The 21,911-nt window shown below is 42.6% G+C and carries 24 protein-coding genes; 7 read left to right on the forward strand and 17 right to left on the reverse strand.

The window, feature by feature from the left end:
* Positions 1-51: 51 nt before the first annotated feature.
* Together NFU07_RS03760 and NFU07_RS03765 are read right to left on the reverse strand one after the other, a co-directional pair.
* The gene (locus NFU07_RS03760) at positions 52-1,041 is read right to left on the reverse strand and encodes a TAXI family TRAP transporter solute-binding subunit (RefSeq protein ID WP_251474889.1); all 990 of its coding nucleotides are present in this window, start codon (positions 1,039-1,041) and stop codon (positions 52-54) included.
* 126 nt (positions 1,042-1,167) lie between these two features.
* Positions 1,168-1,752, reverse strand: coding sequence for a phosphatidylglycerophosphatase A family protein (locus NFU07_RS03765; RefSeq protein ID WP_251474892.1), 585 nt, complete (start codon positions 1,750-1,752; stop codon positions 1,168-1,170).
* A 98-nt stretch (positions 1,753-1,850) separates the two neighbouring features.
* On the opposite strand from NFU07_RS03765, the gene NFU07_RS03770 reads away from it, so the two are divergent.
* From NFU07_RS03770 to NFU07_RS03780, 3 genes are all read left to right on the forward strand, one after another.
* On the forward strand, positions 1,851-2,573 hold the full coding sequence (locus NFU07_RS03770; protein WP_251474907.1) for an alpha/beta hydrolase: 723 nt from the start codon (positions 1,851-1,853) through the stop codon (positions 2,571-2,573).
* A 77-nt stretch (positions 2,574-2,650) separates the two neighbouring features.
* Entirely contained in the window at positions 2,651-3,169 is a 519-nt protein-coding gene (locus tag NFU07_RS03775) for a YjcG family protein (protein WP_251474911.1), read from the forward strand.
* Positions 3,170-3,601 (forward strand): GNAT family N-acetyltransferase, encoded by a 432-nt coding sequence (locus NFU07_RS03780; protein ID WP_251474914.1) that lies wholly within the window; start codon positions 3,170-3,172, stop codon positions 3,599-3,601. It begins immediately after the preceding gene.
* A gap of 41 nt (positions 3,602-3,642) precedes the next feature.
* On the opposite strand, the gene fabI is transcribed toward NFU07_RS03780, so the two are convergent.
* Both fabI and mgtE read right to left on the reverse strand, forming a co-directional pair.
* Entirely contained in the window at positions 3,643-4,413 is a 771-nt protein-coding gene (fabI, locus tag NFU07_RS03785) for an enoyl-ACP reductase FabI (protein WP_251474917.1), read from the reverse strand.
* 126 nt (positions 4,414-4,539) lie between these two features.
* Positions 4,540-5,907 (reverse strand): magnesium transporter, encoded by a 1,368-nt coding sequence (gene mgtE, locus NFU07_RS03790; protein ID WP_251474929.1) that lies wholly within the window; start codon positions 5,905-5,907, stop codon positions 4,540-4,542.
* 99 nt (positions 5,908-6,006) lie between these two features.
* Here mgtE and prpE point away from each other — a divergent pair, with 99 nt between their 5' ends.
* Positions 6,007-6,744, forward strand: a complete 738-nt coding sequence (prpE, locus tag NFU07_RS03795) for a bis(5'-nucleosyl)-tetraphosphatase PrpE (protein WP_251474931.1) — start codon at positions 6,007-6,009, stop codon at positions 6,742-6,744.
* Here the strand turns inward: prpE and NFU07_RS03800 are convergent.
* Genes NFU07_RS03800 through NFU07_RS03815 form a run of 4 tightly spaced genes read right to left on the reverse strand, consistent with a single transcriptional unit; the run spans position 6,735 to position 9,517 of the window.
* On the reverse strand, positions 6,735-7,616 hold the full coding sequence (locus tag NFU07_RS03800; protein WP_251477082.1) for an RluA family pseudouridine synthase: 882 nt from the start codon (positions 7,614-7,616) through the stop codon (positions 6,735-6,737). The genes prpE and NFU07_RS03800 overlap by 10 nt on opposite strands.
* A gap of 11 nt (positions 7,617-7,627) precedes the next feature.
* The gene (locus tag NFU07_RS03805) at positions 7,628-8,428 is read right to left on the reverse strand and encodes an NAD kinase (RefSeq protein WP_251474934.1); all 801 of its coding nucleotides are present in this window, start codon (positions 8,426-8,428) and stop codon (positions 7,628-7,630) included.
* Entirely contained in the window at positions 8,425-9,102 is a 678-nt protein-coding gene (gene yjbM, locus NFU07_RS03810) for a GTP diphosphokinase (protein WP_285835933.1), read from the reverse strand. The genes NFU07_RS03805 and yjbM overlap by 4 nt, the downstream gene beginning before the upstream one ends.
* A 22-nt stretch (positions 9,103-9,124) precedes the next feature.
* Positions 9,125-9,517, reverse strand: a complete 393-nt coding sequence (locus NFU07_RS03815; protein WP_251474940.1) for a UPF0738 family protein — start codon at positions 9,515-9,517, stop codon at positions 9,125-9,127.
* 116 nt (positions 9,518-9,633) lie between these two features.
* Between NFU07_RS03815 and NFU07_RS03820 the strand changes: the two genes are divergently transcribed.
* From NFU07_RS03820 to NFU07_RS03830, 3 genes are all read left to right on the forward strand, one after another.
* On the forward strand, positions 9,634-10,215 hold the full coding sequence (locus tag NFU07_RS03820) for a CYTH domain-containing protein (RefSeq protein ID WP_251474963.1): 582 nt from the start codon (positions 9,634-9,636) through the stop codon (positions 10,213-10,215).
* 109 nt (positions 10,216-10,324) lie between these two features.
* Positions 10,325-10,723, forward strand: coding sequence for a globin domain-containing protein (locus tag NFU07_RS03825; protein WP_235196746.1), 399 nt, complete (start codon positions 10,325-10,327; stop codon positions 10,721-10,723).
* Positions 10,720-11,517 (forward strand): ClpXP adapter SpxH family protein, encoded by a 798-nt coding sequence (locus NFU07_RS03830; RefSeq protein WP_251474966.1) that lies wholly within the window; start codon positions 10,720-10,722, stop codon positions 11,515-11,517. The genes NFU07_RS03825 and NFU07_RS03830 overlap by 4 nt, the downstream gene beginning before the upstream one ends.
* Positions 11,518-11,841: 324 nt before the next feature.
* Here NFU07_RS03830 and pepF read toward each other — a convergent pair whose 3' ends face one another.
* The 9 genes from pepF to opp3b form a co-directional block, all read right to left on the reverse strand.
* Positions 11,842-13,650 (reverse strand): oligoendopeptidase F, encoded by a 1,809-nt coding sequence (gene pepF / locus NFU07_RS03835; RefSeq protein WP_251474977.1) that lies wholly within the window; start codon positions 13,648-13,650, stop codon positions 11,842-11,844.
* Positions 13,651-13,709: 59 nt separating this feature from the next.
* Complete coding sequence (locus NFU07_RS03840; protein ID WP_251474980.1) at positions 13,710-14,795, reverse strand: competence protein CoiA; 1,086 nt, start codon at positions 14,793-14,795, stop codon at positions 13,710-13,712.
* A 73-nt stretch (positions 14,796-14,868) separates the two neighbouring features.
* Positions 14,869-15,525 carry an adaptor protein MecA gene (gene mecA, locus NFU07_RS03845; RefSeq protein WP_235196750.1) on the reverse strand — a complete coding sequence of 219 codons (657 nt, stop codon included), beginning with the start codon at positions 15,523-15,525 and terminating at the stop codon, positions 14,869-14,871.
* Between the two features lie 244 nt (positions 15,526-15,769).
* Positions 15,770-16,165, reverse strand: coding sequence for a transcriptional regulator SpxA (gene spxA / locus NFU07_RS03850; RefSeq protein WP_006829729.1), 396 nt, complete (start codon positions 16,163-16,165; stop codon positions 15,770-15,772).
* A 425-nt stretch (positions 16,166-16,590) separates the two neighbouring features.
* The gene (locus tag NFU07_RS03855; RefSeq protein WP_397443715.1) at positions 16,591-17,754 is read right to left on the reverse strand and encodes a putative glycoside hydrolase; all 1,164 of its coding nucleotides are present in this window, start codon (positions 17,752-17,754) and stop codon (positions 16,591-16,593) included.
* Between the two features lie 155 nt (positions 17,755-17,909).
* Positions 17,910-18,848: an ABC transporter ATP-binding protein gene (locus NFU07_RS03860; protein ID WP_251474983.1), complete on the reverse strand. Its 939-nt coding sequence runs from the start codon at positions 18,846-18,848 to the stop codon at positions 17,910-17,912.
* Positions 18,848-19,903: an ABC transporter ATP-binding protein gene (locus NFU07_RS03865; protein ID WP_235196753.1), complete on the reverse strand. Its 1,056-nt coding sequence runs from the start codon at positions 19,901-19,903 to the stop codon at positions 18,848-18,850. Before NFU07_RS03865 ends, NFU07_RS03860 begins: the two co-directional genes overlap by 1 nt.
* A gap of 13 nt (positions 19,904-19,916) precedes the next feature.
* Positions 19,917-20,936 (reverse strand): oligopeptide ABC transporter permease, encoded by a 1,020-nt coding sequence (gene opp3C, locus NFU07_RS03870; RefSeq protein WP_251474986.1) that lies wholly within the window; start codon positions 20,934-20,936, stop codon positions 19,917-19,919.
* Positions 20,936-21,871: an oligopeptide ABC transporter permease gene (opp3b, locus tag NFU07_RS03875; RefSeq protein WP_251474990.1), complete on the reverse strand. Its 936-nt coding sequence runs from the start codon at positions 21,869-21,871 to the stop codon at positions 20,936-20,938. Before opp3b ends, opp3C begins: the two co-directional genes overlap by 1 nt.
* Positions 21,872-21,911 lie beyond the last annotated feature (40 nt).

The following is a 21,911-nucleotide window of genomic DNA, read 5'->3' on the forward strand; positions in this document are numbered from 1 at the left end:
AAAAATAACGACGATAAAGCTTTCGCTTTATCGCCTATTATTTTGGATCGCTTATTGGTTTGCTTCATCAAAGTATTTTTGTGCCCCAGGGTGGATATCGATTCCGATTCCATCAAGCGCCGTTTCAGTTTTGATGAATTCTGCTTTAGCATGCTGAATCTGATCCGTGTTTTCATAAATTGCTTTTGTGATATCGTATACGAGATCTTCGGAAAGATCATTTTGAACGACTAGCATTGCAAGCACCGAAACTGTCGGTACATCTTCAGTCAAACCATAAGTACCGGATGGCACTGTATCCGTTGCATAGTAAGGGTATTTCTCAATTAATTCTGTAGCTTTATCTTCTGCCACTGGCACAATGACTACATCCGAAGTTGCGCTTAAGCTTTCAACTGCTCCTGTCGGTGTCCCGGCAGTAATAAATGCCGCATCGATTTGGCCAGCTTGCAGGCTTTCTTGTGATTCGCCGAAGTCAAGGTTCTGTGCTTCGATGTCTTCCATCGTCATGCCGTGGATTTCAAGCAATTGCTCTGCATTGATGTACGTACCTGAACCAGGCGCTCCTACAGAAATGCTCTTTCCTGCTAAATCATCAAAAGAAGTAATGCCGGAATTTGCAGTTGTTACCAATTGGATCGTTTCCGGATAAAGTGCACCGATCGCTGAAACTGTATCGATGACTTCTCCTTCGAACATATTTGATCCTTCAGCTGCATAGAAAGCTGTATCGGTTTGGACAAATGCGATTTGCGCATCTCCATCCGCAAGCGCTGTCATATTGGCAGCAGATGCTTGGGAAGATTCAGCTGTTGTATCAATCCCTGTTTCATTTTCAACGATAGTAGCCATTGCTCCGCCAAGCGGATAATACGTTCCGGTCGTCCCACCCGTTAAGATGCTAAGGAATTCCGGATCTGCTGAACCGCCTGAACCGCCGCCGTCTCCACTGTCGCTAGCCGTGTCATCTCCACAGCCTGCAAGGAACACAGATCCTGCAAGTGCTACAGCTGCAAATAGACCAAATTTCTTTTTCAACATAAAATGACCTCCCCTTTGTTTGAATGTTTCTATATTTCCAATTCTATCATAACATGACTTTGTATCTAGGAGTCAAACTGATTTTTAAGAATAGAGAAACTAAGGGAAGAGTTCAGTCAATTTACATTAAATTTCCGCTCCGTCTACATGTGTTTCCGGCGCTGTATCTTCCGGACTGAGATCTTCAAATGTTTTGCCTTGCTCTTCCAAATCCCGAGTTCGGTGTGCGATACGGGCTGAAGCGCAAGCGGCGATGCTCGCGACCAAATCATCGAGGAATGTGTGTACATTTTCTCCGACTTTCGTATCCAGTTTGCGAATGATGCCAACTTTGTTTTTATCAAGATGCCCAAAAGTAGTGACAGCAATGCTGCCATAAGTTAAAACAGCACCTAAACCAATCATTTCATCGACTCCAAAGAGCCCTTCATCCGCATCGACAATTTGCTGCAGGGGAGCAGAAAGCTTTCCTTGTTCCGCGAGTTCATCGAGTTCGATGCCAACAAGCAGCGCATGTTGCATTTCTCGTTTTCGCAAAACGCTTTCAACTGATTCCAAGCAATGTGCAATCGTCAAACCCTCGTTATAAGGCAATTGCATTTCCAATACGATTTTTGCAATCTCTTCAACTTCTACTCCGCGTCGAGCCAGAGCTTCATGAGTCGCTTTTGTCACTTCTTCTGAATGTACTCGGAATTTCCCACCATCCATACTAAAAATCCCCTTTCCAATTTAGCGTTCTTACTAATTATACCTTGTACCATGAATATGTTACAATTTTCGTACAGAATAGTATAGGAGGCTCATCTATGAACAGAGGCACAGTGGAAGATTTAACGATTTACAGTGAAGCGCTGCAAGAAGACATGCAATTATTGGTTTACCTTCCCCATAATTACTCGCCTTTATATAAATATACGTTGGTAATCGCATCAGACGGCAAAGACTATTTCCAATTAGGTCGTGCCCCGCGGGTAGCGGATGAATTATTGGAGAATAAGGAAATCGAAAATATAATTTTTGTGGGCATTCCCTACAAGAGTGTAAAGGAACGCAGCATAAAATATGAACCTACTGGAGAACAGCATGGAGCTTACCTTCGGTTCTTAGCCCATGAACTCGTGCCGTTCCTTGACGAAAAGTACCCGACCTACCAAGTGGGAATGGGAAGAGCTTTGATCGGCGATTCGCTTGCAGCAACGGTTTCATTGAGTGCCGCTTTAACCTATCCGAATATCTTTGGCCGCGTCATTCTCCAATCGCCAAAAGTCGGTGATGAGTTGTTAGAGAAAGTCTCAAACTTTAAATCCGCTCATCCTTTCACAGTCTACCATGTGATTGGAACAGGCGAGACAGCTGTGAAACTAAGCAATGGCGGCACAGCTGACTTCCTAGAACCTAACCGGACTTTGAACAAATTACTAAAAGATAAAGGGTTTTCCGTTTTCTATGAAGAATTCGATGGAGACCACACATGGAAACACTGGCAGCCTGATTTAAAACGGGCTCTTATACAAAATTTCGGTGTTTGACCGGCCATTCACAATTTTCAAGTTTCTTTTGGTATAATAAATTAAGAAATAAGAATCACTAATGAGGAGGTCTTTTTATGAAATACGGAATTGTGGCTTTTCCATCCAAAAAACTTCAAGATTTAGCAAACTCATACCGCATGCGGTACGACCCGCATTATGAGCTAATTACTCCGCATATGACGCTTAAAGATGCTTTTGAAGCGGATGATGCTGAGATTAAAGATATTTCAGAAGAACTTACGAAAATTGCAAAACGTCATAAGCCGTTTAACATCCATGCGACGCGGGTCAGCAGTTTTGCACCGTTGACTAATACGCTTTATTTCAGAATTGAAGACAATCCCGAAATTACAGCGCTGCATGAAGACCTTCATTCCGAATTTTTTGGTGGGGCACCCCGCTTTTCTTTTGTGCCGCACATCACGATCGCACAAAAAATGTCCGATTCCGAGCATGCGGATATCTTTGGCCAATTGAAAATGGTCGGCATCAACCATGAAGAAGTCATCGACCGGATCCACCTTCTTTACCAATTGGAAGATGGATCGTGGACGGTTTATGACACATTCCGTTTAACAGGAGATGAGCAATAATTGCAGAAAGCTAAAATCGCCGAAACCCCTTTAGAGAAAGAACACGCTTTTGATATCAGAAGAAAAGTATTTGTGGAAGAACAAGGTGTACCCGTACATTTGGAGTTGGACGAGTATGATGATACAGCAGTCCATTTTATCGGCTATGAATTGGAACAGCCCATTGCAGCAGGACGTATCCGGGAAACCGATATGGGCGTCGGAAAGATTGAACGCGTTTGCGTTCTTCCGGAATACCGTGGTTTGCATGTCGGTGTGTTAATGATGAATGAAATGGAGGAATACGCGCGCAAAGCCGGTCTTCTGACTTTAAAGCTCAATGCCCAGTCATACGCCATTCCATTTTATGAAAAATTGAACTACACCGTAACTTCACCCGAATTTCTGGACGCTGGGATTCCCCATCGTGCCATGGAAAAAAACGTTATGTAAAAACAGGCCATCGCTTTTATGCGATGGCCTGTTTTTTTCACTTATAGGATATGGTAGCCGCTATCTACGTGAATCGTTTCACCCGTGATGCCCCGAGACATATTGCTGAAAAGGAAGACAGCTGTATCGCCGACTTCTTCTGGCGTCGTGTTGCGATGAAGCGGTGCTTTTTCTTCGATTTCATGAAGGATGCTGTTAAAATCGCTTACGCCTTTTGAAGACAGCGTACGAATCGGCCCTGAAGAAATGGCATTGACCCGAATTCCCTGGCGTCCAAGATCAGCTGCTAAATATCGGACAGACATTTCAAGAGAAGCTTTTGCCACGCCCATGACATTGTAGTTCGGCATAACGCGTTCTCCGCCGATATATGTTAGTGCGATAATGCTGCCGCCCTCTGACATAAGCGGTTTCGCATGGCGCGCAATAATCGTCAATGAGTACGAACTGATATTTTGGGCTAATAAGAAACCGTCTCTTGACGTATCGGAGAAATTTCCTGCAAGCTCTTCCGTTTTAGCGAAAGCGATGCAATGCGCCAACCCATCGATCGCGCCGACTTGATCTTTAATAGTAGAAAAACAATCTTCAACGCTTTCATCATTGGTTACGTCACACGGCAAAATAAGTTCGTGGTTCCCATCAAGTGTAGCGACAAGGTCGCGAACCGATTTTTCAAACCGCTCTCCTGCGTAAGTAAAAATTAGGCGGGCACCTGATTGATCCAGTGAACGTGCAATCCCCCATGCGATGCTTCGTTTATTGGCTACTCCCATAATTACGTATGTCTTGCCTTCTAATGATATCGACATCCCAATTCCTCCTGCAATTCTATTTCTTATTTTCAATGGCGTTTTGCAAATAAGCTTTTGAAACTTTATATTAATACCTGGTACTAATATTACCTCATAAAAAAGAAAAGTGCAATTCGCACTTTTCTATAGTTGTCCCAAAAATGTAGTTGCCAATCCTAAATAGATTAAGATGGAGATAATGTCATTTAAAGTGGTGATAAAAGGGCCTGAAGCTACAGCTGGATCAATTTTTAAACGGTGGATTAACAATGGGATAAAAGAGCCTGCTAATGTGGCTACAAATATCGAACCGAATACCGCTGCTCCGACCAAAGCGCCAATCAGCAGTTCACCTTTCCAAAAATAGACCAAACCTACGACTACCGCTCCGCAAACGATTCCCGTAATCAAACCGGTGCCTGCTTCTCGGAATAATAAACGCATTTTGCTTTCTTCTTCGATATCGCCTGTCGCAATCCCGCGGACGGCAACCGCCAAAGCTTGAGTTCCGCTGTTTCCCGCCATCCCGGCAATTAAAGGGATAAATACTGCAAGAAGTGCCACTTTATCAAGCGTCGCTTCAAACATTCCCATTAAATTGGCAGTCAGCATCCCGAGGAATGTCAGCAAAATCAGCCAAGGCAGCCGTTTTTTAGCTGCGGTAAATGGACCTTTATCAAACGTATCCATATCGGAAACTGCGGCCAGTTTGGAGTAATCATCTGATGCTTCTTCGTCTAAAACATCGATGATATCATCGACGGTGATGATGCCGAGCAAATGCTGCTGAAAATCGACTACCGGCATTGCCAAGAAGTCATAGTCCTTGATCATGCGGGCAACTTCTTCCTGGTCTTCGCTGACCGAAACACTGACTACCCGTTCATTCATTATTGCACTGATCAACGTATCTTCATCTGAAACGATCAGATCGCGCAGTGTGACAATCCCAGACAAGCGCTTGTCTTCATCGACTACAAAAACATAGTAAATGGTTTCAGCATCGGGCGCTGCATTCCGCAAAATGTTCATCGCGGAACGGACTGTGGAATTTTTCGGAATCGAAACGAATTCCGTTGTCATGATGGAACCTGCAGTATATTCTTCGTAGTGAAGCAAATCCTTGATCTGCCGGGCTGACTCTTTTTCCATAATCGTTAAATACGTGGCCACTTGTTCTTTGTTCAGCAAGTTTAAAATATCAACTGCATCATCCGTATACATATACGAAAGTAAATCAGAAGCATAATTGACATTCATTTCCTTGAAAAGATCTTCGTATTCATCATCATCAATTTCAATGGCTTCAAAAATATCCGCCATTTCCTTCGGAGAGAGATACTGATACATCAAATGGCGGATATCTTGATCTGCCTTTTCGTAAAATGTAGCCTGGTCATATGGATGATGCGTTAAGAAGTCTTCCCTGAAGCCTTCAACGTCTCCCTGCTTCAGAAGATCCAAAAGCATTTCATTGTCCATTTCACGATCATTCTGGTTCATTTCTTCCATCTGGCATACTCCCTCCTTCCCTAGTCTCAACACACAATTTTACCATGGTATACGTTACACTATGTATAAAGATAATCAAGATTAAAGAGGTGTTTTTTTATGGGATTTGATATTATCGGCGATATTCATGGATGCTACCAGGAACTTCTCGATTTGCTGAACAAGCTTGGCTATCAGGAAGAAGATGGCCTTTACCGGCATTCAGACAACCGCCGCCTTGTGTTTGTAGGAGATGCAATGGACCGCGGCCCTGCCTCTCTTGATGTGCTGCGCCTCTTATTTAAGATGCAAGATGCAGACATCCTATACTATTCCCCCGGAAACCATTGCAACAAACTTTATCGTTTTTTTAAAGGCAACAAAGTCCAGATTAGCCATGGACTTGAGAACACCCTTGCCGAGTGGCAGCGGCTGTCGAAAAAGGAGCAGTCGGAGTTCCGGTCCCGCTACCTGCAGTTCTACGAAAAGCTGCCGCTCTATCAACAGCTGAGCCCAGACCTTGTCGTTGCCCACGCCGGCATCAAAGAAGAAATGATCGGAGCAAAAATAAGCAAAGGCATTGCAGCTTTTGTTCTTTACGGAGATACTACCGGCAAATTCCATGCAGACGGCCGGCCTGTCCGGAGAGATTGGGCTAAAAATTATCAAGGGGTGAAATGGATTGTCTACGGGCACACACCCACAGAAGAGCCTTATCTAATCAACCGCACGGCCAATATCGATACGGGCTGTGTTTTTGGCGGTGCGCTAACCGCTTTTCGGTTCCCTGAGAAAGAATTGGTTTCCGTCCCTTCTCAGCAGCCCTTCCAACCTGAAAAATTTCACCGTTATACGTGAATCAATTGCTTCATATCTTCGTTTAATGGCGAAGAAAAAACCAATTGCTCTTCGGTTACCGGGTGCAGCAATAGCAGCTTGCTGCAATGCAATGCTTGGCGGGAGATGATGTCTCGGGTACCACCATATAAATCATCGCCAACTAAAGGATGGCCGATATGAGCTAAATGCACGCGAATTTGATGGGTTCTGCCCGTATTCAATCGCAGCTGCACCCGGGCATATCCGTCAAATTGCTGAATCACTTCCACTTCAGTTTCTGCAAACTGGCCATCTTCACGGACTTCCCGTTCAATGATGCTGGTGTTTTTCCGGCCGATCGGCTCAGTAATCGTGAACTTTTCTTCTGTAAAAAATCCGTGTGCCAGTGCATCGTATTGCCGTTTCATGACTTTTTCTTTTTGCTGCATCGACAGCATATGATGGATATGGCGATTTTTCGCGATGCACACGAGCCCTGAAGTATCGCGGTCAAGCCGAGTGGCGATATGGAGCGTCGCAGGCACGCCGTGGTCTTCAAAATGTTTCGCAACGATATTGGCAAGGCTGCCTGAAGGATGTTCTCTTGAAGGTATCGTGTTTTGAAGCGGCGGTTTGTCTACAATCAATAAAGCCTCGTCTTCATAAATGATGTTCAAAGGGCCGCGTTCTGCCTGCAGCCCTCCACCTAGTTCCTCTTTAGGAAAAATAACGGTCACGGCATCGTCTTTTTCAACGACATGCCGGACCGTTACTTCACGACCATTGACCAGTATCCTTCCACCGCCGTATTTCACTGATGCCAATGTCCGCTTGGAAATCCCCCACCCACTCAACGCATCGCGCAGTAGCATGGAGGATTTTACGTTATAAGTTAATTGAAATGCTGTCATTTGTTCCACTTTTAAACCTCGCTATCGATAAATGAATCGTGTACGCGTCTCCAAAACGGGAACGCGCGGAAGCGTGCAAACCGGACATTTTCCTCAGCTACCCGGTATTCGATCGACTTCACATCTTTATGGAGCAATTGCAGGTGATCGACTGTCACCATGAAGTCCGGCGCTTTCACCGGACGAAGTGCGCATCTGTGGTGAGCTGGCAGAACTAAAGGAGAGCCGACTGTACGGAAAACCCGGTTATTGATGGATGCCATTTCTGTCAGCTGCATAGCGTGCAGCGACGGATGGATAATGGCTCCGCCCAAGGCCTTATTGTAAGCCGTACTGCCTGAAGGCGTAGACATGCATAACCCATCGCCTCTGAAGCGTTCGAAATGCCCTTCATTCAAAAAGACATCCATCACTAAAGTGACGTCAGGAGATTTAACCGTCGATTCATTCAGCGCCAAATACACAGAAGGTTCGGCTTTGTGTAAATAGTGGATGCTGACTTCGAGCAAAGGATACTCGATCACTTCGTATTCTTTTTTCGCAATCGACAATACTAGTTTCTCAATTTCGATCGGTTTCCAATCCGCATAGAACCCTAAATGGCCGGTATGTATTCCGACAAAAGCCACCGTGTCCAACTGATCACGGTATTTGTGAAAAGCGTGCAGGAAGGTTCCATCTCCCCCAATAGATAGCACGACATCTGGCGCCTCTTCGCTCCATTCCAATCCAAAGTCCTGCAAATACTCCCGTGCTGTAGCCATCAATTCATTTGAAAGTTCATCGGTTCTCGATATAATAAAATATTTCATCGCTTAGATTGTCCCCCTTCTCTTCCTGTAGGAAAATGTGTACCTGCGGATTCTTTGAATTCGGTGAAGTAAGCTTGGGCTTCCTGGATTTCATCCCGGATTTGTGACATTTCTTCATCCAGTTGGAATGCGGCTTCTGCAGCGCGCTGAAGCCTGTTTTTGATTTCTTCCGGAAAAACGCCTTTGTATTTATAATTCAACGAATGCTCAATCGATGCCCAAAAATTCATCGCGAGCGTCCGGATTTGAATTTCAGCAAGAATCAGCTTTTCGCCATTGATCGTTTGGACTGGGTACTCCACAATTACATGATATGAGCGGTAGCCGCTTTGTTTTTCATGGGAGATGTAGTCTTTCTCTTCAACGATCCGCAAGTCATTCCGTTGGCGCAAAAGCGTGACTACGGTCTGTATATCTCCGACAAATTGGCACATCATGCGAAGTCCGGCAATATCCTGCATTTGATGCGCCAATTCCTCCGACGGTTCAAAAGCGATCCCTTTTTCAAGTGTTTTATCGTATATGCTCGCCAATGGCTTTACACGGCCGGTAACAAACTCAATTGGCGAATTCGTATTATCCGTTTCAAATTGCTGGCGCATCCCTTTAAATTTAATCTTCAATTCATCAACCGCTTGTTTATACGGTGCTAAAAAACGATCCCATTGGCCCATACCCAATCCTCCTTACTCCTCTTTATGCTTGTGAAGCAAGTGCCTCATGGAAAACAGCTTCGACTGCAATGCGGAAATCCTCCGCATAATTATCATTGCCTTCGATGTTTTCAAGCAGCATGCCCAGTTCTTCATGGAATGCATCTAGAGGCATTATTTGTTTACCCCAAACGAGCAGAGGAACAACATCCGTCTGCTTAAGCGCTTCCGCTAAAAGCGGCCATATATGGTCTTTGAAATGGATATAAATATATTCGGTGCCGGTATCGACTACATACACAAAAGCACAGGCTTCTGTATCTGTCAGCATTTTCCCGGCAGCTTCAACCGCTTCTGCAGGTTCTGCCGCATTCACTTTAAATTGAATGTTTTGGCCTTCGAAAAGACCCTCTGATACTTCTACTAATTTACGCAAAGGGATGCATCCTTTCCAGTTTTAATCTATAGTCATATTTTAACACAGCTCTCGTGTCCGTTGCAGTTTGGCAAAAATTATCCCATAATAAATAAGAATGATGAGGTGAAGCCGGAATGACAAAAGAACTTGAAATCGAATACAAAAACATGCTGGAACAAAATGAATACAATCGTTTATTGGAGGCTTTTGAAGTAAAGGCTGATGAAATTAAAACACAGACGAACCATTATTTCGATACGAAAGATTTCAGCTTAAAAGCGAAACGCTGCGCATTGCGGATTCGCGTGAAAAATGAGGATTATGAATGCACATTGAAAACTCCCGCTCCTGAGGGGAATTATGAAATTACGGATTCTCTAACACCCATGCAAGCCGAAAAGATGCTAGACGGCCATTCTTTTGAAGCGCTGGAAGTGAAAGCAGCCTTAAAAGAATTGGGCGTAAATGAAAAAGACCTTGAACGATTCGGGACTTTAACGACCCATCGCGTAGAGTTTCCTTATAAAGACGGCTTATTGGTTATCGACCACTCGGAGTATGGCCAAGCTGAAGACTACGAATTGGAATTCGAAGTCCAAAATGCTGAAGTCGGCCGCAAACAGTTTTTGGATTTCCTGACTACACAGAAAATCCCTGTGCGTCCTGCCGATAAGAAAATTGCGCGTTTTATGAAATCCATAAAACCTTTTACATGAATTTAATCCATCCTTATTTCCTATCTTTTCCACTTTCAATCGATTTGTTTGAGAAATTTCCGTTGCGTTGATAGAATGAATCTACAGCTAAAGCAAAGGAGACTCAATAATGACTGGAAAACCGATTATTCCGTACGAAGAAATTGGTGCGGAACGCTTGTCACAGTTAATTGACGCGTTCTATTCGCGAGTGGCAAAGCATCCAAAGCTGCAGCCTATTTTTCCTAAGGATCTTACTGAAACAGCTAGAAAACAAAAACAATTTATGACCCAATATTTAGGTGGACCCAATATATATTCTGAAGAGCACGGCCATCCGCGGTTAAAGGCACGCCATCATCCGTTTCCCATTACTCCAGAGCGGGCACAGGCTTGGCTTGAATGCATGAGCGAAGCGATGGATGAAGTGGAATTGACAGGTAAATTCCGCGAAGTCTTTTACCAACGTCTTGTTTTGACTGCTCACCACATGGTGAATGAGCAAGATAGCGAGGAGGAGTTAGTGTGAACCAATTAGATCTGACTCAGGAAAGCCCGGATATCCCAAAGCCGGCGAAGCCAATGGAACTTTACATTTTTCTCGATCCCTTAAATCCGCAATGCTGGGCGCTTCAATCGATCGTCCGTAAACTTCAAATTGAATACGGCCATTACTTTTCCATGCGGTTCGTTTTAAGCACCAAATTGTTTAATCTAAACAAAGCTGCAGAAGCACCGAATATCGATACCGAGAACCTTTCCCATCCCGTCCTTGCTTCCGTAGCTGTAAAGGCTGCAGAACTCCAAGGAAGGCGTGCAGGCAATCGCTTCTTGCATAAACTTCAGGAGCATCTCTTGTTGAAGACAAAAGATGTTTCTTCTTATGATGTTTTGCTTACAATTGCGAGCGAATCCGAATTGGATTTAGAGGAATTCAAGCAGGATTTCCACTCTGTCAATACGGCCAAAGCGTTCCAATGCGATTTGCAAATTACGCGGGAAATGGAAATCGATGAAGTGCCTAGCATCGTTTTCTTCAATGAATGCATTGAAGACGAAGGAGTAAAAGTATCTGGACTTTATTCATATGATGTTTATCAAACGATTCTTCAAGAAATGTCAGGAGAAGAAAACTTAAATCGTCAGTCTCCGCCTTCTTTGGATGAATTATTTATCAAATACTCCACGATGGCAACGGGTGAAATTGCTTCTATTTATAATATATCTGAGCAAAATGCAGAACGTGAATTGAAAAAGCAATTGCTTCAGCAAAAACTTGAACGCATTAATTTACCAGGACAAACTTTGTGGACATTAAAATAGCCTTTCGCATATGCGAAAGGCTATTTTTTCTATTCATCTGGAATTTTTGGCAAAGTGAAAGGCGCTTTCCACGTCCGGAAAGCGCCTTTCGGTATTACACAAAGGGGATGGGAGAAATGTTCACGCTCAAACAAAGGGGTGTATGTTTGTATGTGATTTATTTCACAACCTTACTTTATCACGGAATAATAGTTAATGCAATATTTCACAAAGGATTTCACAAATTTGTCATATTGCTGTAAAGATAAGTTAATCTTCATTCTTTTTTATTATATTAATATATAAAAATAAAAGAAGCCGGTTGGTTTCCCGGCTTCTTGATTTTTACTTATTCAATAATAGTTTTTCCAGCTCGTCGAGTTTTTGCTCGAAAACTTTACATGCTTCTTCCACTGGTTCTGGCGATGTCATGTCGACGCCTGCTTTTTTCAGCACTTCGATCGGATAATCCGAGCTTCCTGCTTTTAGGAATTCATTGATGTAGCGATCGACTGCCGGCTGCCCCTCTTCCAAAATCCCTTTGCTGAGGGCTGTAGCTGCACTGAACCCTGTAGCGTACTGGAACACATAATAATTATAGTAGAAATGCGGAATTCGCGTCCATTCCAAACCGATTTCTTCGTCGATTGCCGCATCTTCCCCGAAATATTTCTTGTTAAGCTCATAGTAGACTTCCGTTAACCGGTCAGCCGTCAAAGCCTCCCCGTCCTGGTTCATCTTATGGATCAAATGCTCAAATTCTGCGAACATTGTTTGGCGGAACACAGTGCCGCGGAAACCATCCAACCAGTAGTTCAATAAATACATTCTTTCCTGGTCATCTTCAGTCGTCCGTACCATGTATTCATTCAATAAAGCTTCGTTCGTCGTCGAAGCAACTTCGGCTACGAAAATGGAATAATCCCCGTAGACATACGGTTGGTTCGAACGCGTATAGTAACTATGGACGCTGTGTCCAAACTCATGCGCCAATGTGTAAAGATTATTGACGTTATTTTGCCAGTTCATCAAGATATATGGGTTTGTGCCGTAAGCGCCTGAAGAATATGCGCCGCTACGCTTCCCTTTGTTCTCTTTGACGTCTACCCAGCGGTTGTTAATGCCGTGCTCCACAATACCGGTATATTCCTCACCTAGCGCTTCAAGGCCTTTAAGCATGATTTCTGTGGCTTTTTCATATGGGATTTCCATTTTCACTTCTTTGACCAGCGGCGTGTACATATCCCACATATGCACTTCGTCGAGACCTAGGACTTCTTTCCGCAATTTCACATAGCGGTGCAGAAGGTGTAGGTTCTTGTTGACCGTCTCTACCAAATTATCATAAACACTTTCTGGAATATGGTCGTCGGATAAAGCAGACTGGCGCGCAGATTCATATTTGCGGATGCGTGCATTTACATTATCGCGTTTGATATTTCCGGATAAAGTCGAAGCAAAGGTGTTGCGGAATTTGCCATAAGTCGCATATACCGCTTTAAATGCATCTTCACGTACTCGACGGTCAGTGCCTTCTAGGAAATTGGAATAATTCCCGTGAGTAATCTGCACTTTTTCCCCTTTTTCATTTTCTATTTCTGGAAATTCCAAATCTGCATTGTTCAGCATTCCGAATGTTTCAGACGAAGAATTCGCCACTTCGGACATTTGCGCAAGCAAAGCCTCTTGTTCCGCAGGCAATACGTGCGGACGCATATTATTCAATTCTTCTAGGGCATGTTTGTACAATTTCAACCCCTCATGCTCTTCAATAAATGCATTTAAAGTTGATTCTTCAAGTTCCAAAATTTCAGGAGTCAAGAACGACAAGCCTGTCGCCACTTTTGCATAAAACGCTTTGATGCGGCTGTCCATTGCCTGATAAGTTGAATTCGTCGTGTCCTGGTCATAACGCATATGCGAAAACGTATATAAACGCTGCAGGCGCTGGATCAATTCATCTTTGTATACCAGCACTTCGTATAAAGCATTTGCCCCATCTTTCAATTTCCCTTGATAAGACCCAGATTTCTCAGCGAGTTCAGCAACTTCTTTGAATTCTTGCTCCCACGCTTCATTGGTTTCAAATATATCTTCCAATTTCCATGTAAGTTCAACAGGTACTTCATCTCTAAGCAGTAATTTTTCAGCCATTCTATTTCCTCCTTTTCCCGCTCTTTCGGGAGTCGAACTATAGCTTATTTTCTCAATTTTCATACGCTATTGCAATAGTTATCATATAAAAGCTCGAGCGTTCTTGTAAAGTTATCTGACTGTCCGGTCAAAATAATAGAAATTTCGATATATTGCTCCAACAATTTTACTGCTTCACCGAAATATCGCGGATCTGCCAATAAAACTTTTCCGCTTTCGATTAACTTCGGCATCGGCACTTGTAGCTTGAATGCTTCAAGGGCCAGTAGTTGCCATAACACGGCATGCTGCCGGAAAATGTCCGCACCAATAAACGGGAGGCCGATTGAGTACGGCAACCTGTCCCTATCTAACTGGAGCGTATAGCAAGCACGCCAAAAAGGATTGCGCATCCTGTTCTTCGCAAATAGCTGGCTTTGGATAAATTGCTGGCGTGCTTTCAAGAAAAGTACATAAACGCGGCTGAATTCCTCCTGGCTCAAACGCTTAGGCACAGCAAAAGGAAACGATTGACGTGACGCTTCCAAAGATTTCACCTTTCCAATCCTCCGGCTGCCGCTAACGTAAAATAAATTCGAATAATAGTAAAATCGATTATCGTCGGGATAAAAAGCCAACAAATATGGATTTTTATCTTTTCGCTGAAACAATTCAGTTTCGTATGCTTTCAACCGGATTTCTTGGATTGATTCATTTGGGGGATTTTTTAAGCCGCCGATCCAGATTGGATCAATTTCGTGCTGCAGATAGCCTGCTGTCCGCTGAATTACTTTATTCGGAGGAATAGCACTGCATTGAAATTCGATCGCTGTCTGTCCTTCTACGAGCAAATCTGCACGTTGGCGAATAGCGGGCAGGAATTTCTCCAGCTCGCTTTGGAAATGGCGTTTTTGGAAGAATTGATGAAGTAACAGCTTGCCATGAAGGTGCAAAGAGGATTCAGGTTCATTGGAATAGTCACAACCCGAAAGCATTTTATGGGCGAAATGGGGGATTTTAATGTCACCGACCTTTAAAACGACCGGCGTAAAACACTGGGAACAAAAGAACTGTTCTTTTTCCCGAAGAGCGAGCAGACTCTCCTTTTGTTTAACATGAGCAAGATTGATGACGGATTGATCCGCTAATAATGCGATTAATATCAAAAACACCTCCCGCTCAATTGTAAGAATATTCCCGAATATAAGCAATAAAAAAAATCCCCGATTAAGGGGATTTTTATCCGAAATAATATAGTACATTCGACAAAGCATCTTGTTTAAAGATCTCTTTGCCATATTCCTCTAAACGGTGGATGGTTAGAGGTGAACTTTGCAAGTACTCGGATATGATACTGGTATTGTCTTTGACATCGTCTTCTGAATGAAGCAGATCATCAAAGCTCACATGAAGATAATACTTGTTTTCGAAATGATACAATGCAGATTCAATCGGCACATACATCAAGCGCCGGGCAATTGGCAATAACTCATCAACTTCAGTAAACGCATAAGTAAATTCAAGTTTCTTCAGATCCGGCTCATCGAAGACCGGTTCAAATTCATCAAAATCAGCTGTATTGGCATCATCACTTGAAAACATTTTACGTCGTTCTTCTATATCATCAGGCATGTCAATCTTCTGCCCGTCTTTCGTCAATTGTGCGCGAGTAACTGTTACTTCAAGTCCTTTATCCATAGCTTGGACTTGAATCCACAAAGGCCCTTCCATTACAAAATCAGCCTCTTCATTCACTTCGTCCATCATTTCCCAAAAAAGTTCTTCACTTTTATCTCTGTTAAACCATATTTCATCACGGCTGAAACCCCGTTCTTCAACGTCGAGATAGGAAATGTAAAATTTAACTGTATTGTCATTGATTCTTTCTATTTCCATTTTACACCTCTCCTTTCGAAATGGACTAAGAGGATCGTCCTTATATGCCGTGCTTATGTTACTAATACTAGTATATCGTGTTTCTTAAGAGAAGAAAAAGTTTCTGCCTGAATCATTTAGTAACTCTTAAGTACATACGAGTCTAGATTATTTCACCAAATTATGCAACTATTTTAGATAAAGAAAAGCTGTCCATGATTTCCTTATGAAAGTTCATAAAGACTGGACAGCTTTCGTAGCTTTTTTAGTTCACCATACGCTGCGCTTCGAGCAATTGGTAAGCACGAACTTTGCGCGGAAGGAAACGGCGAATTTCGTCTTCATTATAGCCAACCTGCAGGCGCTTTTCGTCCATAATAATCGGCCGGCGCAATAATCCAGGATGCTCTTGGATTAACTCATATAAGCGTTGAAGAGGCAGACTCTCTACATCAACATTTAATTTCTGGAAAATTTTCGAACGAGTCGAAATTATTTCATCTGTTCCGTCTTCTGTCATACGCAAGATCTCTTTGATCTCGCTGATTGTTAACGGTTCAGAAAATATATTGCGTTCAGTATATGGAATTTCATGTTCTTCTAGCCACGCTTTTGCTTTCCGGCAAGACGTACAGCTTGGAGAAGTAAATAGAGTTACCATCATAGTGGAACACTTCCTTTCGGATTCAAGTTAAATCATTTTAGAAATTTATTAAATTAGAATCACTATAATATAGAAGCTCTACATTCATTATACAATATTAACTTTCAGTTGAACATACCTTAGACAAAAAAACTATTTATCTTTAAGGGTTTGTCACATTATCGTTATAATTTCACGGCTTCATTCTCTCTTACATATTATTAAATTTACCCGGATTTAAAAACCTTTAAACCCTATTCCTAAAAATATTTATTCTCAATTACATCAGTTATCTTGAAAATAAACTCTTCTCTTTATAGTACGTTTCACCTTTTAAATAGTTTCGTCTAAGTGAGAAATAAGTGCCGAAGTTTTTTATCCAATTAAAAAAGCCGAAGGAGAAATTATTGCTTTTCCTCCTTCGGCTTTTTCTTTCTGCCTCTTTATTCTGGTGTATAATCGACGCCGGTCGAATAACTATTGCCGGCATTCCATAGAAGATATTCTTCAATCCCATTATCATGCAATGCTTTGATCTGTGCTTCCACTTCCGCTTTTCCATAGTTCAAGTAATTCCCTGCTCCTAAATAGGAAGCTGTAAAATCCTGAAGCCAAGGACGGGATACAGGTGGATCTTTCAATTCGCCCAATTTTTTGTTTTCCACTTTCGCATATTCAGCAACTAATTTATATGGCTCTAAATCCGGTTTGGCAATTCCGAAATAAGAAGTCCAATGGCTCGGATAGATCATAGATGAAATGACATCCACATTCTCAGAGATCTTCGAGAAGTTTTGTCCAATTCCAGGCGCTTCTGGCAGCGTAGCCGAATAGCCAAAGATGTCTACGGACACTTCAACATCATACGGTTTAAGCTGTTCCCTTGCATACGCCACGAAATCCGTGACTGCTTCCACTCTTCTTTGGACAGGATCTAAGTCCGAGTTTTCGTATTCTCCCATCGAATATTGGAGAGTATCTGCCCGTTTTTCAAATCCTTCAGGAAATCTCACATAATCAAATTGGATTTCTTTAAAGCCAAGTTTTGCAGCTTCAATTGCAATTTGGACATTATAATCCCACACTTCTTTTAAGAATGGATTTACAAACGATTCGCCTCGTCCGTTTTTCCAAACCTCGTTGCCCTCAACAAAAGAAAGCTCAGGTTTTGCATTGGCCAATTCCGAGTCTTTAAAAACTACTACTCTCGCGATTGGGTATATCTGTTTTTCTTCCATTCTTTCCAGAACTGCCCTTGGATCTTTCATAAACGGCTGGCCGATGCCCAGGTTTGCGAGCGGTGAGCCTTCTTCCGGTTTATAGGTTAAAAAACCCATGTCCTCTTTAAAATCGATAACCATAGCGTTCAAGTCTGTTGTATCAATTAAATTGACCAATTTCTCAAAACGCTCGCCCCCAGCAGAGTGGCCAGTGACAAAAATGCCTCTCACTGCATCTGGATATTCAAAAGTCAGTCCGGAATCATATTTAAACAATTGTGATGTAGCTAAAATGTCTGTATTCACTTCAAGTGAATGATATGTACGCGTTGTAAAATCAGGCGCTTGTTCTTTGTCTTCAGCCGCCATAACCGTGGTGGATGCCATTGTGCTTAGCATCAGAGCGCTAATAATTGTCAATTTTGTCCATTTCATTGTTGCCATGCACCCTCTCCATGTTCTAGTTTAATTTTATCATTATTTCAATAAATTGAAAGAAAAAAACGATGATTCCAAAGTATGGAATCATCGTTAGATTTTTATTATTTTACGGCTACAGATGCTTTTAATGATTGGAATTCGCTTTCTGAACATTGTACAAAATGCCCAGGAGTAATTTCTCTCATCTTCACGTCATCTTTCTCCGTATAATTATGAGTTGAAGGATCGTAAGATTTACGGACCCGATTGCGTTCATAATTTGGATCTGGAAGCGGGATAGCCGATAACAGGGACTGTGTGTACGGGTGCATCGGATTGTTGTATAAATCTTCTGCTGGCGCTAACTCAACCAGTTTACCGAAATACATTACGCCGATACGGTCTGAAATATATTTAACCATCGATAAATCATGGGCGATAAACAGATAAGTCAAGCCTTTTTCTTCTTGCAATTCTTTCAGCAAGTTTACAACCTGCGCTTGGATTGAAACGTCTAGTGCAGAAATCGGCTCATCTGCGATGATAAAATCCGGTTCTACAGCTAAGGCACGGGCAATTCCTAAACGCTGGCGCTGTCCACCTGAGAATTCATGCGGGTAACGGTTCGCGTGCTCTTTATTCAAACCAACTGTTTCTAACAAGTCAAAAACCATCTTCTTGCGGTCTGCTGCATTTTTGGCGAGTCCGTGAATATCAATGCCTTCTGCAATAATGTCCATTACTTTCATTCGAGGATTCAAAGAAGCATATGGATCTTGGAAAATCATCTGCATTTTGCGATTGAATTTTTTCAAGTCTTTTTTGGATTTTTTGCCATGTACATTTTCGCCTTCATAAAATACATCACCAGAAGTCGCATCATACAGACGAATGATAGAGCGGCCAGTCGTGGATTTCCCACAACCGGATTCCCCTACCAATCCAAGTGTCTCACCTCGGTAAATATCAAAGCTAATACCGTCTACCGCTTTTACTTCATTTGGTTTGCCAACATTGAAATGCTGTCTTAAATCTTTGATTTCCAGTAATTTTTCTGCCATTAAATTGCGCCCCCCTCATAATATCGGCTTCCCGGGAATTTCTTCATGCGCTCGATAACAGTTGCAGGAGGTTCCACTTGTGGAGCATCCGGATGCAACAACCAAGTTGCAGCAGAATGCGTATCGCTGACTTTGAAGAATGGAGGATTTTGCTCCATATCAATCTGCAATGCATATTCGCTGCGAAGCGCAAACGCATCTCCTTTTGGCGGATCTAGAAGGTCCGGAGGAGTTCCTGGAATGGCATATAATTTCGCTTCATCCGTATCTAAAGAAGGCATAGAACTTAATAGCCCCCATGTATACGGATGCTGTGGGTTGTAGAAAATTTCATCTACAGTACCAATTTCCACAATCTTGCCGCCGTACATAACTGCTACCCGGTCAGCAACATTTGCAACTACCCCTAGATCATGGGTAATGAAAATGATAGATGTGTCGATTTTTTTCTGTAAATCTTTCATCAGCTCAAGGATCTGGGCTTGAATTGTAACGTCAAGCGCAGTTGTCGGCTCATCCGCAATCAAGATTTGCGGATTACAAGCTAATGCGATGGCAATTACGATACGTTGGCGCTGACCACCTGAAAATTGGTGCGGATATTGTTTCATCCGTAATTCAGGCTTCGGCATCCCAACAAGGCGCAGCAAATCGATTGCTACTTTTTTCGCTTCTTCTTTGCCAATCTTTTGGTGTTTCAATAATGGTTCTGTAATCTGGCGGCCAATCGGCATCGTTGGGTTTAAAGAAGTCATTGGATCCTGGAAGATCATTGAAATGTCCTTACCACGGATTTTTTGCATCTCTTTATCGCTCAATTTCGTCAAATCACGTCCGCCGAATAGGATTTCACCATTTTTGAATTCTGCTGAGTTTTCAGGTAGTAAACGCATGATCGATTTAGTTGTAACCGATTTACCAGAACCGGATTCTCCTACAATCGCCAAAGTTTCGCCTTTATATAGATCAAAGTTAACGCCTCGGATAGCTTTGACTTCCCCACCAAATGTGTTAAAGGAAAGCTCGAGGTCTTTTACTTGTAAAATCTTCTCCATTTAACTTTCCTCCTTAATCTTTCATCTTCGGATCAAGCGCATCACGAAGACCATCGCCGATCAAGTTGAAGCAAATCATGATTAGACTTAATAAGATAGCCGGGAATGCAAGAATATGCGGCTGGTATTGAAGCAATTTATAGCCATCATTGATTAATGTTCCTAATGATGCATCTGGTGCTTGCAGACCCAGACCGATGAAGCTCAAGAAAGCTTCGAAGAAAATCGCGCCTGGAATTGTGAACATTGTGTTGATGATGATAATGCCTAGCACGTTCGGCATTAGGTGTTTCCAGATAATGCGGGAATCGCTTGCCCCTAATGTACGGGAAGCTAAAACGAATTCCTGAGATTTATATTTTAATACTTGCCCACGGACAACCCGGGACATTCCTGTCCAACCGGTTATGGTCAAAGCGATAATAATCGCAAGAATACCAGGATCCATGATCAAGATAAATAGGATAACCACAACTAAGTTTGGAATACCCGTTAAAATTTCAACGATACGTTGCATGATATCATCTACACGACCGCCGAAGTAACCGGAAATCCCACCGTAGATAACCCCAATTAACATATCAATTGCAGCAGCAACGAATGCGATGAATAGGGATACTTGCGTACCTTTCCAAAGACGGGAGAACATGTCACGCCCCAAACCATCTGTTCCGAACCAATAATTGACTTCTACATTCTTCATCTCATATAAGTCAACTTCTTTGCCGCCTAGTGTACCTGTCCCATCTAAAATCCCTAAGTTTTCAATAACTGGAATTTTCGGAGGCAAGTTAGCGTGTGTAATCGTTTGTGCATTCGGCTCATACGGGCTAATGATCGGCCCTAAGAATGACATGATGACAATCAGTCCAAAAAGGATGATACTGACGATTGCCCCTTTATTTTTCTTTAAGCGCATCCAAGCGTCTTGCCAAAAGCTGACACTTGGCTTAGTGATGCGTTCTGCCTGTTTTGTGTCTACCGTGATGCGTTCAAAAGAACCTTTTGGCAGCTTTTCTAGATTTTGTGTCATTAGCTTTTACCTCCTGAAAGACGGATCCGCGGATCAATAACGCCGTACAAAATATCTACGATTAAGATAACGACGATTAGGAAGACTGAGAAGAAAATCGTTGTGCCCATAATGATTGAGAAGTCATTCACCATAATGGATTTAACGAACTGCTCGCCAATTCCTGGGATAGCAAAAATCTGTTCAACTACAAGTGAACCTGTCAAAATCGAAACCGTCATTGGTCCTAAGACTGTAATCAAAGGAATCAACGCGTTTCGGATAGCATGTTTAAATGCGATTTCTGAACCGCTTGCACCCTTAGCTTTTGCTAATGTGATGTAGTCAGAACCTAATACTTCGATCATTTCTGTACGGATAAAACGTGCCGCTGTAGCAAGCGGGAACATCGCTAATGCGATAGATGGCAAGACGCTCGACATGAAGCCGTCTTTCCATAAGGCTACAGGGAACCATTCCAATTTTAAGCCGAACCAATATTGCAGCAAGGATGCGAATACAAATGATGGAATGGATATCCCGATAATCGCCACAAGTGTACTGGAGTAATCAACCCACGTGTTTTGCCGCAGCGCAGCAATCATACCAAGCAGAATTCCGATAATCGTTCCAAGCACCATGCCTTGGAAACCAATTTGTGCGGACGGCCCCATACGGCTAATAATTAAGTCCGTAACGTCGGCACCTTTAAATTGGTTAATTGAAATACCTAAATCCCCTTTTAATAAACCAAACATATAGTCAAAATATTGAACTGGCAGAGGTTCATCTAAACCGTACCGTGCTTCTACTACTGCCCTTTGTTCTGGAGATAATTTATCTGCGGAAGCGATAGGGGAACCTGGTAAAATCTTCATTAAGAAAAATGTGAATGTCGCAATCAATGCCATTGTGATCACCATATAGATCAATCGTTTGCTGATGTATCGTGCCATGTTGCACCTCCAAAAAATAATTCTATTTCACAAGCTATGT

It is taken from the genome of Planococcus sp. NCCP-2050 (assembly GCF_023708025.1).
GTDB lineage: Bacteria > Bacillota > Bacilli > Bacillales_A > Planococcaceae > Planococcus.

Coding starts and splice junctions, on each gene's coding strand:
- NFU07_RS03760 (WP_251474889.1), bottom strand. CDS start 1,041: ATGTTGAAAAAGAAATTTGGTCTATTTGCAGCTGTAGCACTTGCAGGA.
- NFU07_RS03765 (WP_251474892.1), bottom strand. CDS start 1,752: ATGGATGGTGGGAAATTCCGAGTACATTCAGAAGAAGTGACAAAAGCG.
- NFU07_RS03770 (WP_251474907.1), top strand. CDS start 1,851: ATGAACAGAGGCACAGTGGAAGATTTAACGATTTACAGTGAAGCGCTG.
- NFU07_RS03775 (WP_251474911.1), top strand. CDS start 2,651: ATGAAATACGGAATTGTGGCTTTTCCATCCAAAAAACTTCAAGATTTA.
- fabI (WP_251474917.1), bottom strand. CDS start 4,413: ATGTCGATATCATTAGAAGGCAAGACATACGTAATTATGGGAGTAGCC.
- mgtE (WP_251474929.1), bottom strand. CDS start 5,907: ATGGAAGAAATGAACCAGAATGATCGTGAAATGGACAATGAAATGCTT.
- prpE (WP_251474931.1), top strand. CDS start 6,007: ATGGGATTTGATATTATCGGCGATATTCATGGATGCTACCAGGAACTT.
- NFU07_RS03800 (WP_251477082.1), bottom strand. CDS start 7,616: ATGACAGCATTTCAATTAACTTATAACGTAAAATCCTCCATGCTACTG.
- NFU07_RS03805 (WP_251474934.1), bottom strand. CDS start 8,428: ATGAAATATTTTATTATATCGAGAACCGATGAACTTTCAAATGAATTG.
- yjbM (WP_285835933.1), bottom strand. CDS start 9,102: ATGGGCCAATGGGATCGTTTTTTAGCACCGTATAAACAAGCGGTTGAT.
- NFU07_RS03820 (WP_251474963.1), top strand. CDS start 9,634: ATGACAAAAGAACTTGAAATCGAATACAAAAACATGCTGGAACAAAAT.
- NFU07_RS03825 (WP_235196746.1), top strand. CDS start 10,325: ATGACTGGAAAACCGATTATTCCGTACGAAGAAATTGGTGCGGAACGC.
- pepF (WP_251474977.1), bottom strand. CDS start 13,650: ATGGCTGAAAAATTACTGCTTAGAGATGAAGTACCTGTTGAACTTACA.
- mecA (WP_235196750.1), bottom strand. CDS start 15,525: ATGGAAATAGAAAGAATCAATGACAATACAGTTAAATTTTACATTTCC.
- spxA (WP_006829729.1), bottom strand. CDS start 16,165: ATGGTAACTCTATTTACTTCTCCAAGCTGTACGTCTTGCCGGAAAGCA.
- NFU07_RS03855 (WP_397443715.1), bottom strand. CDS start 17,754: ATGGCATCCACCACGGTTATGGCGGCTGAAGACAAAGAACAAGCGCCT.
- NFU07_RS03860 (WP_251474983.1), bottom strand. CDS start 18,848: ATGGCAGAAAAATTACTGGAAATCAAAGATTTAAGACAGCATTTCAAT.
- NFU07_RS03865 (WP_235196753.1), bottom strand. CDS start 19,903: ATGGAGAAGATTTTACAAGTAAAAGACCTCGAGCTTTCCTTTAACACA.
- opp3C (WP_251474986.1), bottom strand. CDS start 20,936: ATGACACAAAATCTAGAAAAGCTGCCAAAAGGTTCTTTTGAACGCATC.
- opp3b (WP_251474990.1), bottom strand. CDS start 21,871: ATGGCACGATACATCAGCAAACGATTGATCTATATGGTGATCACAATG.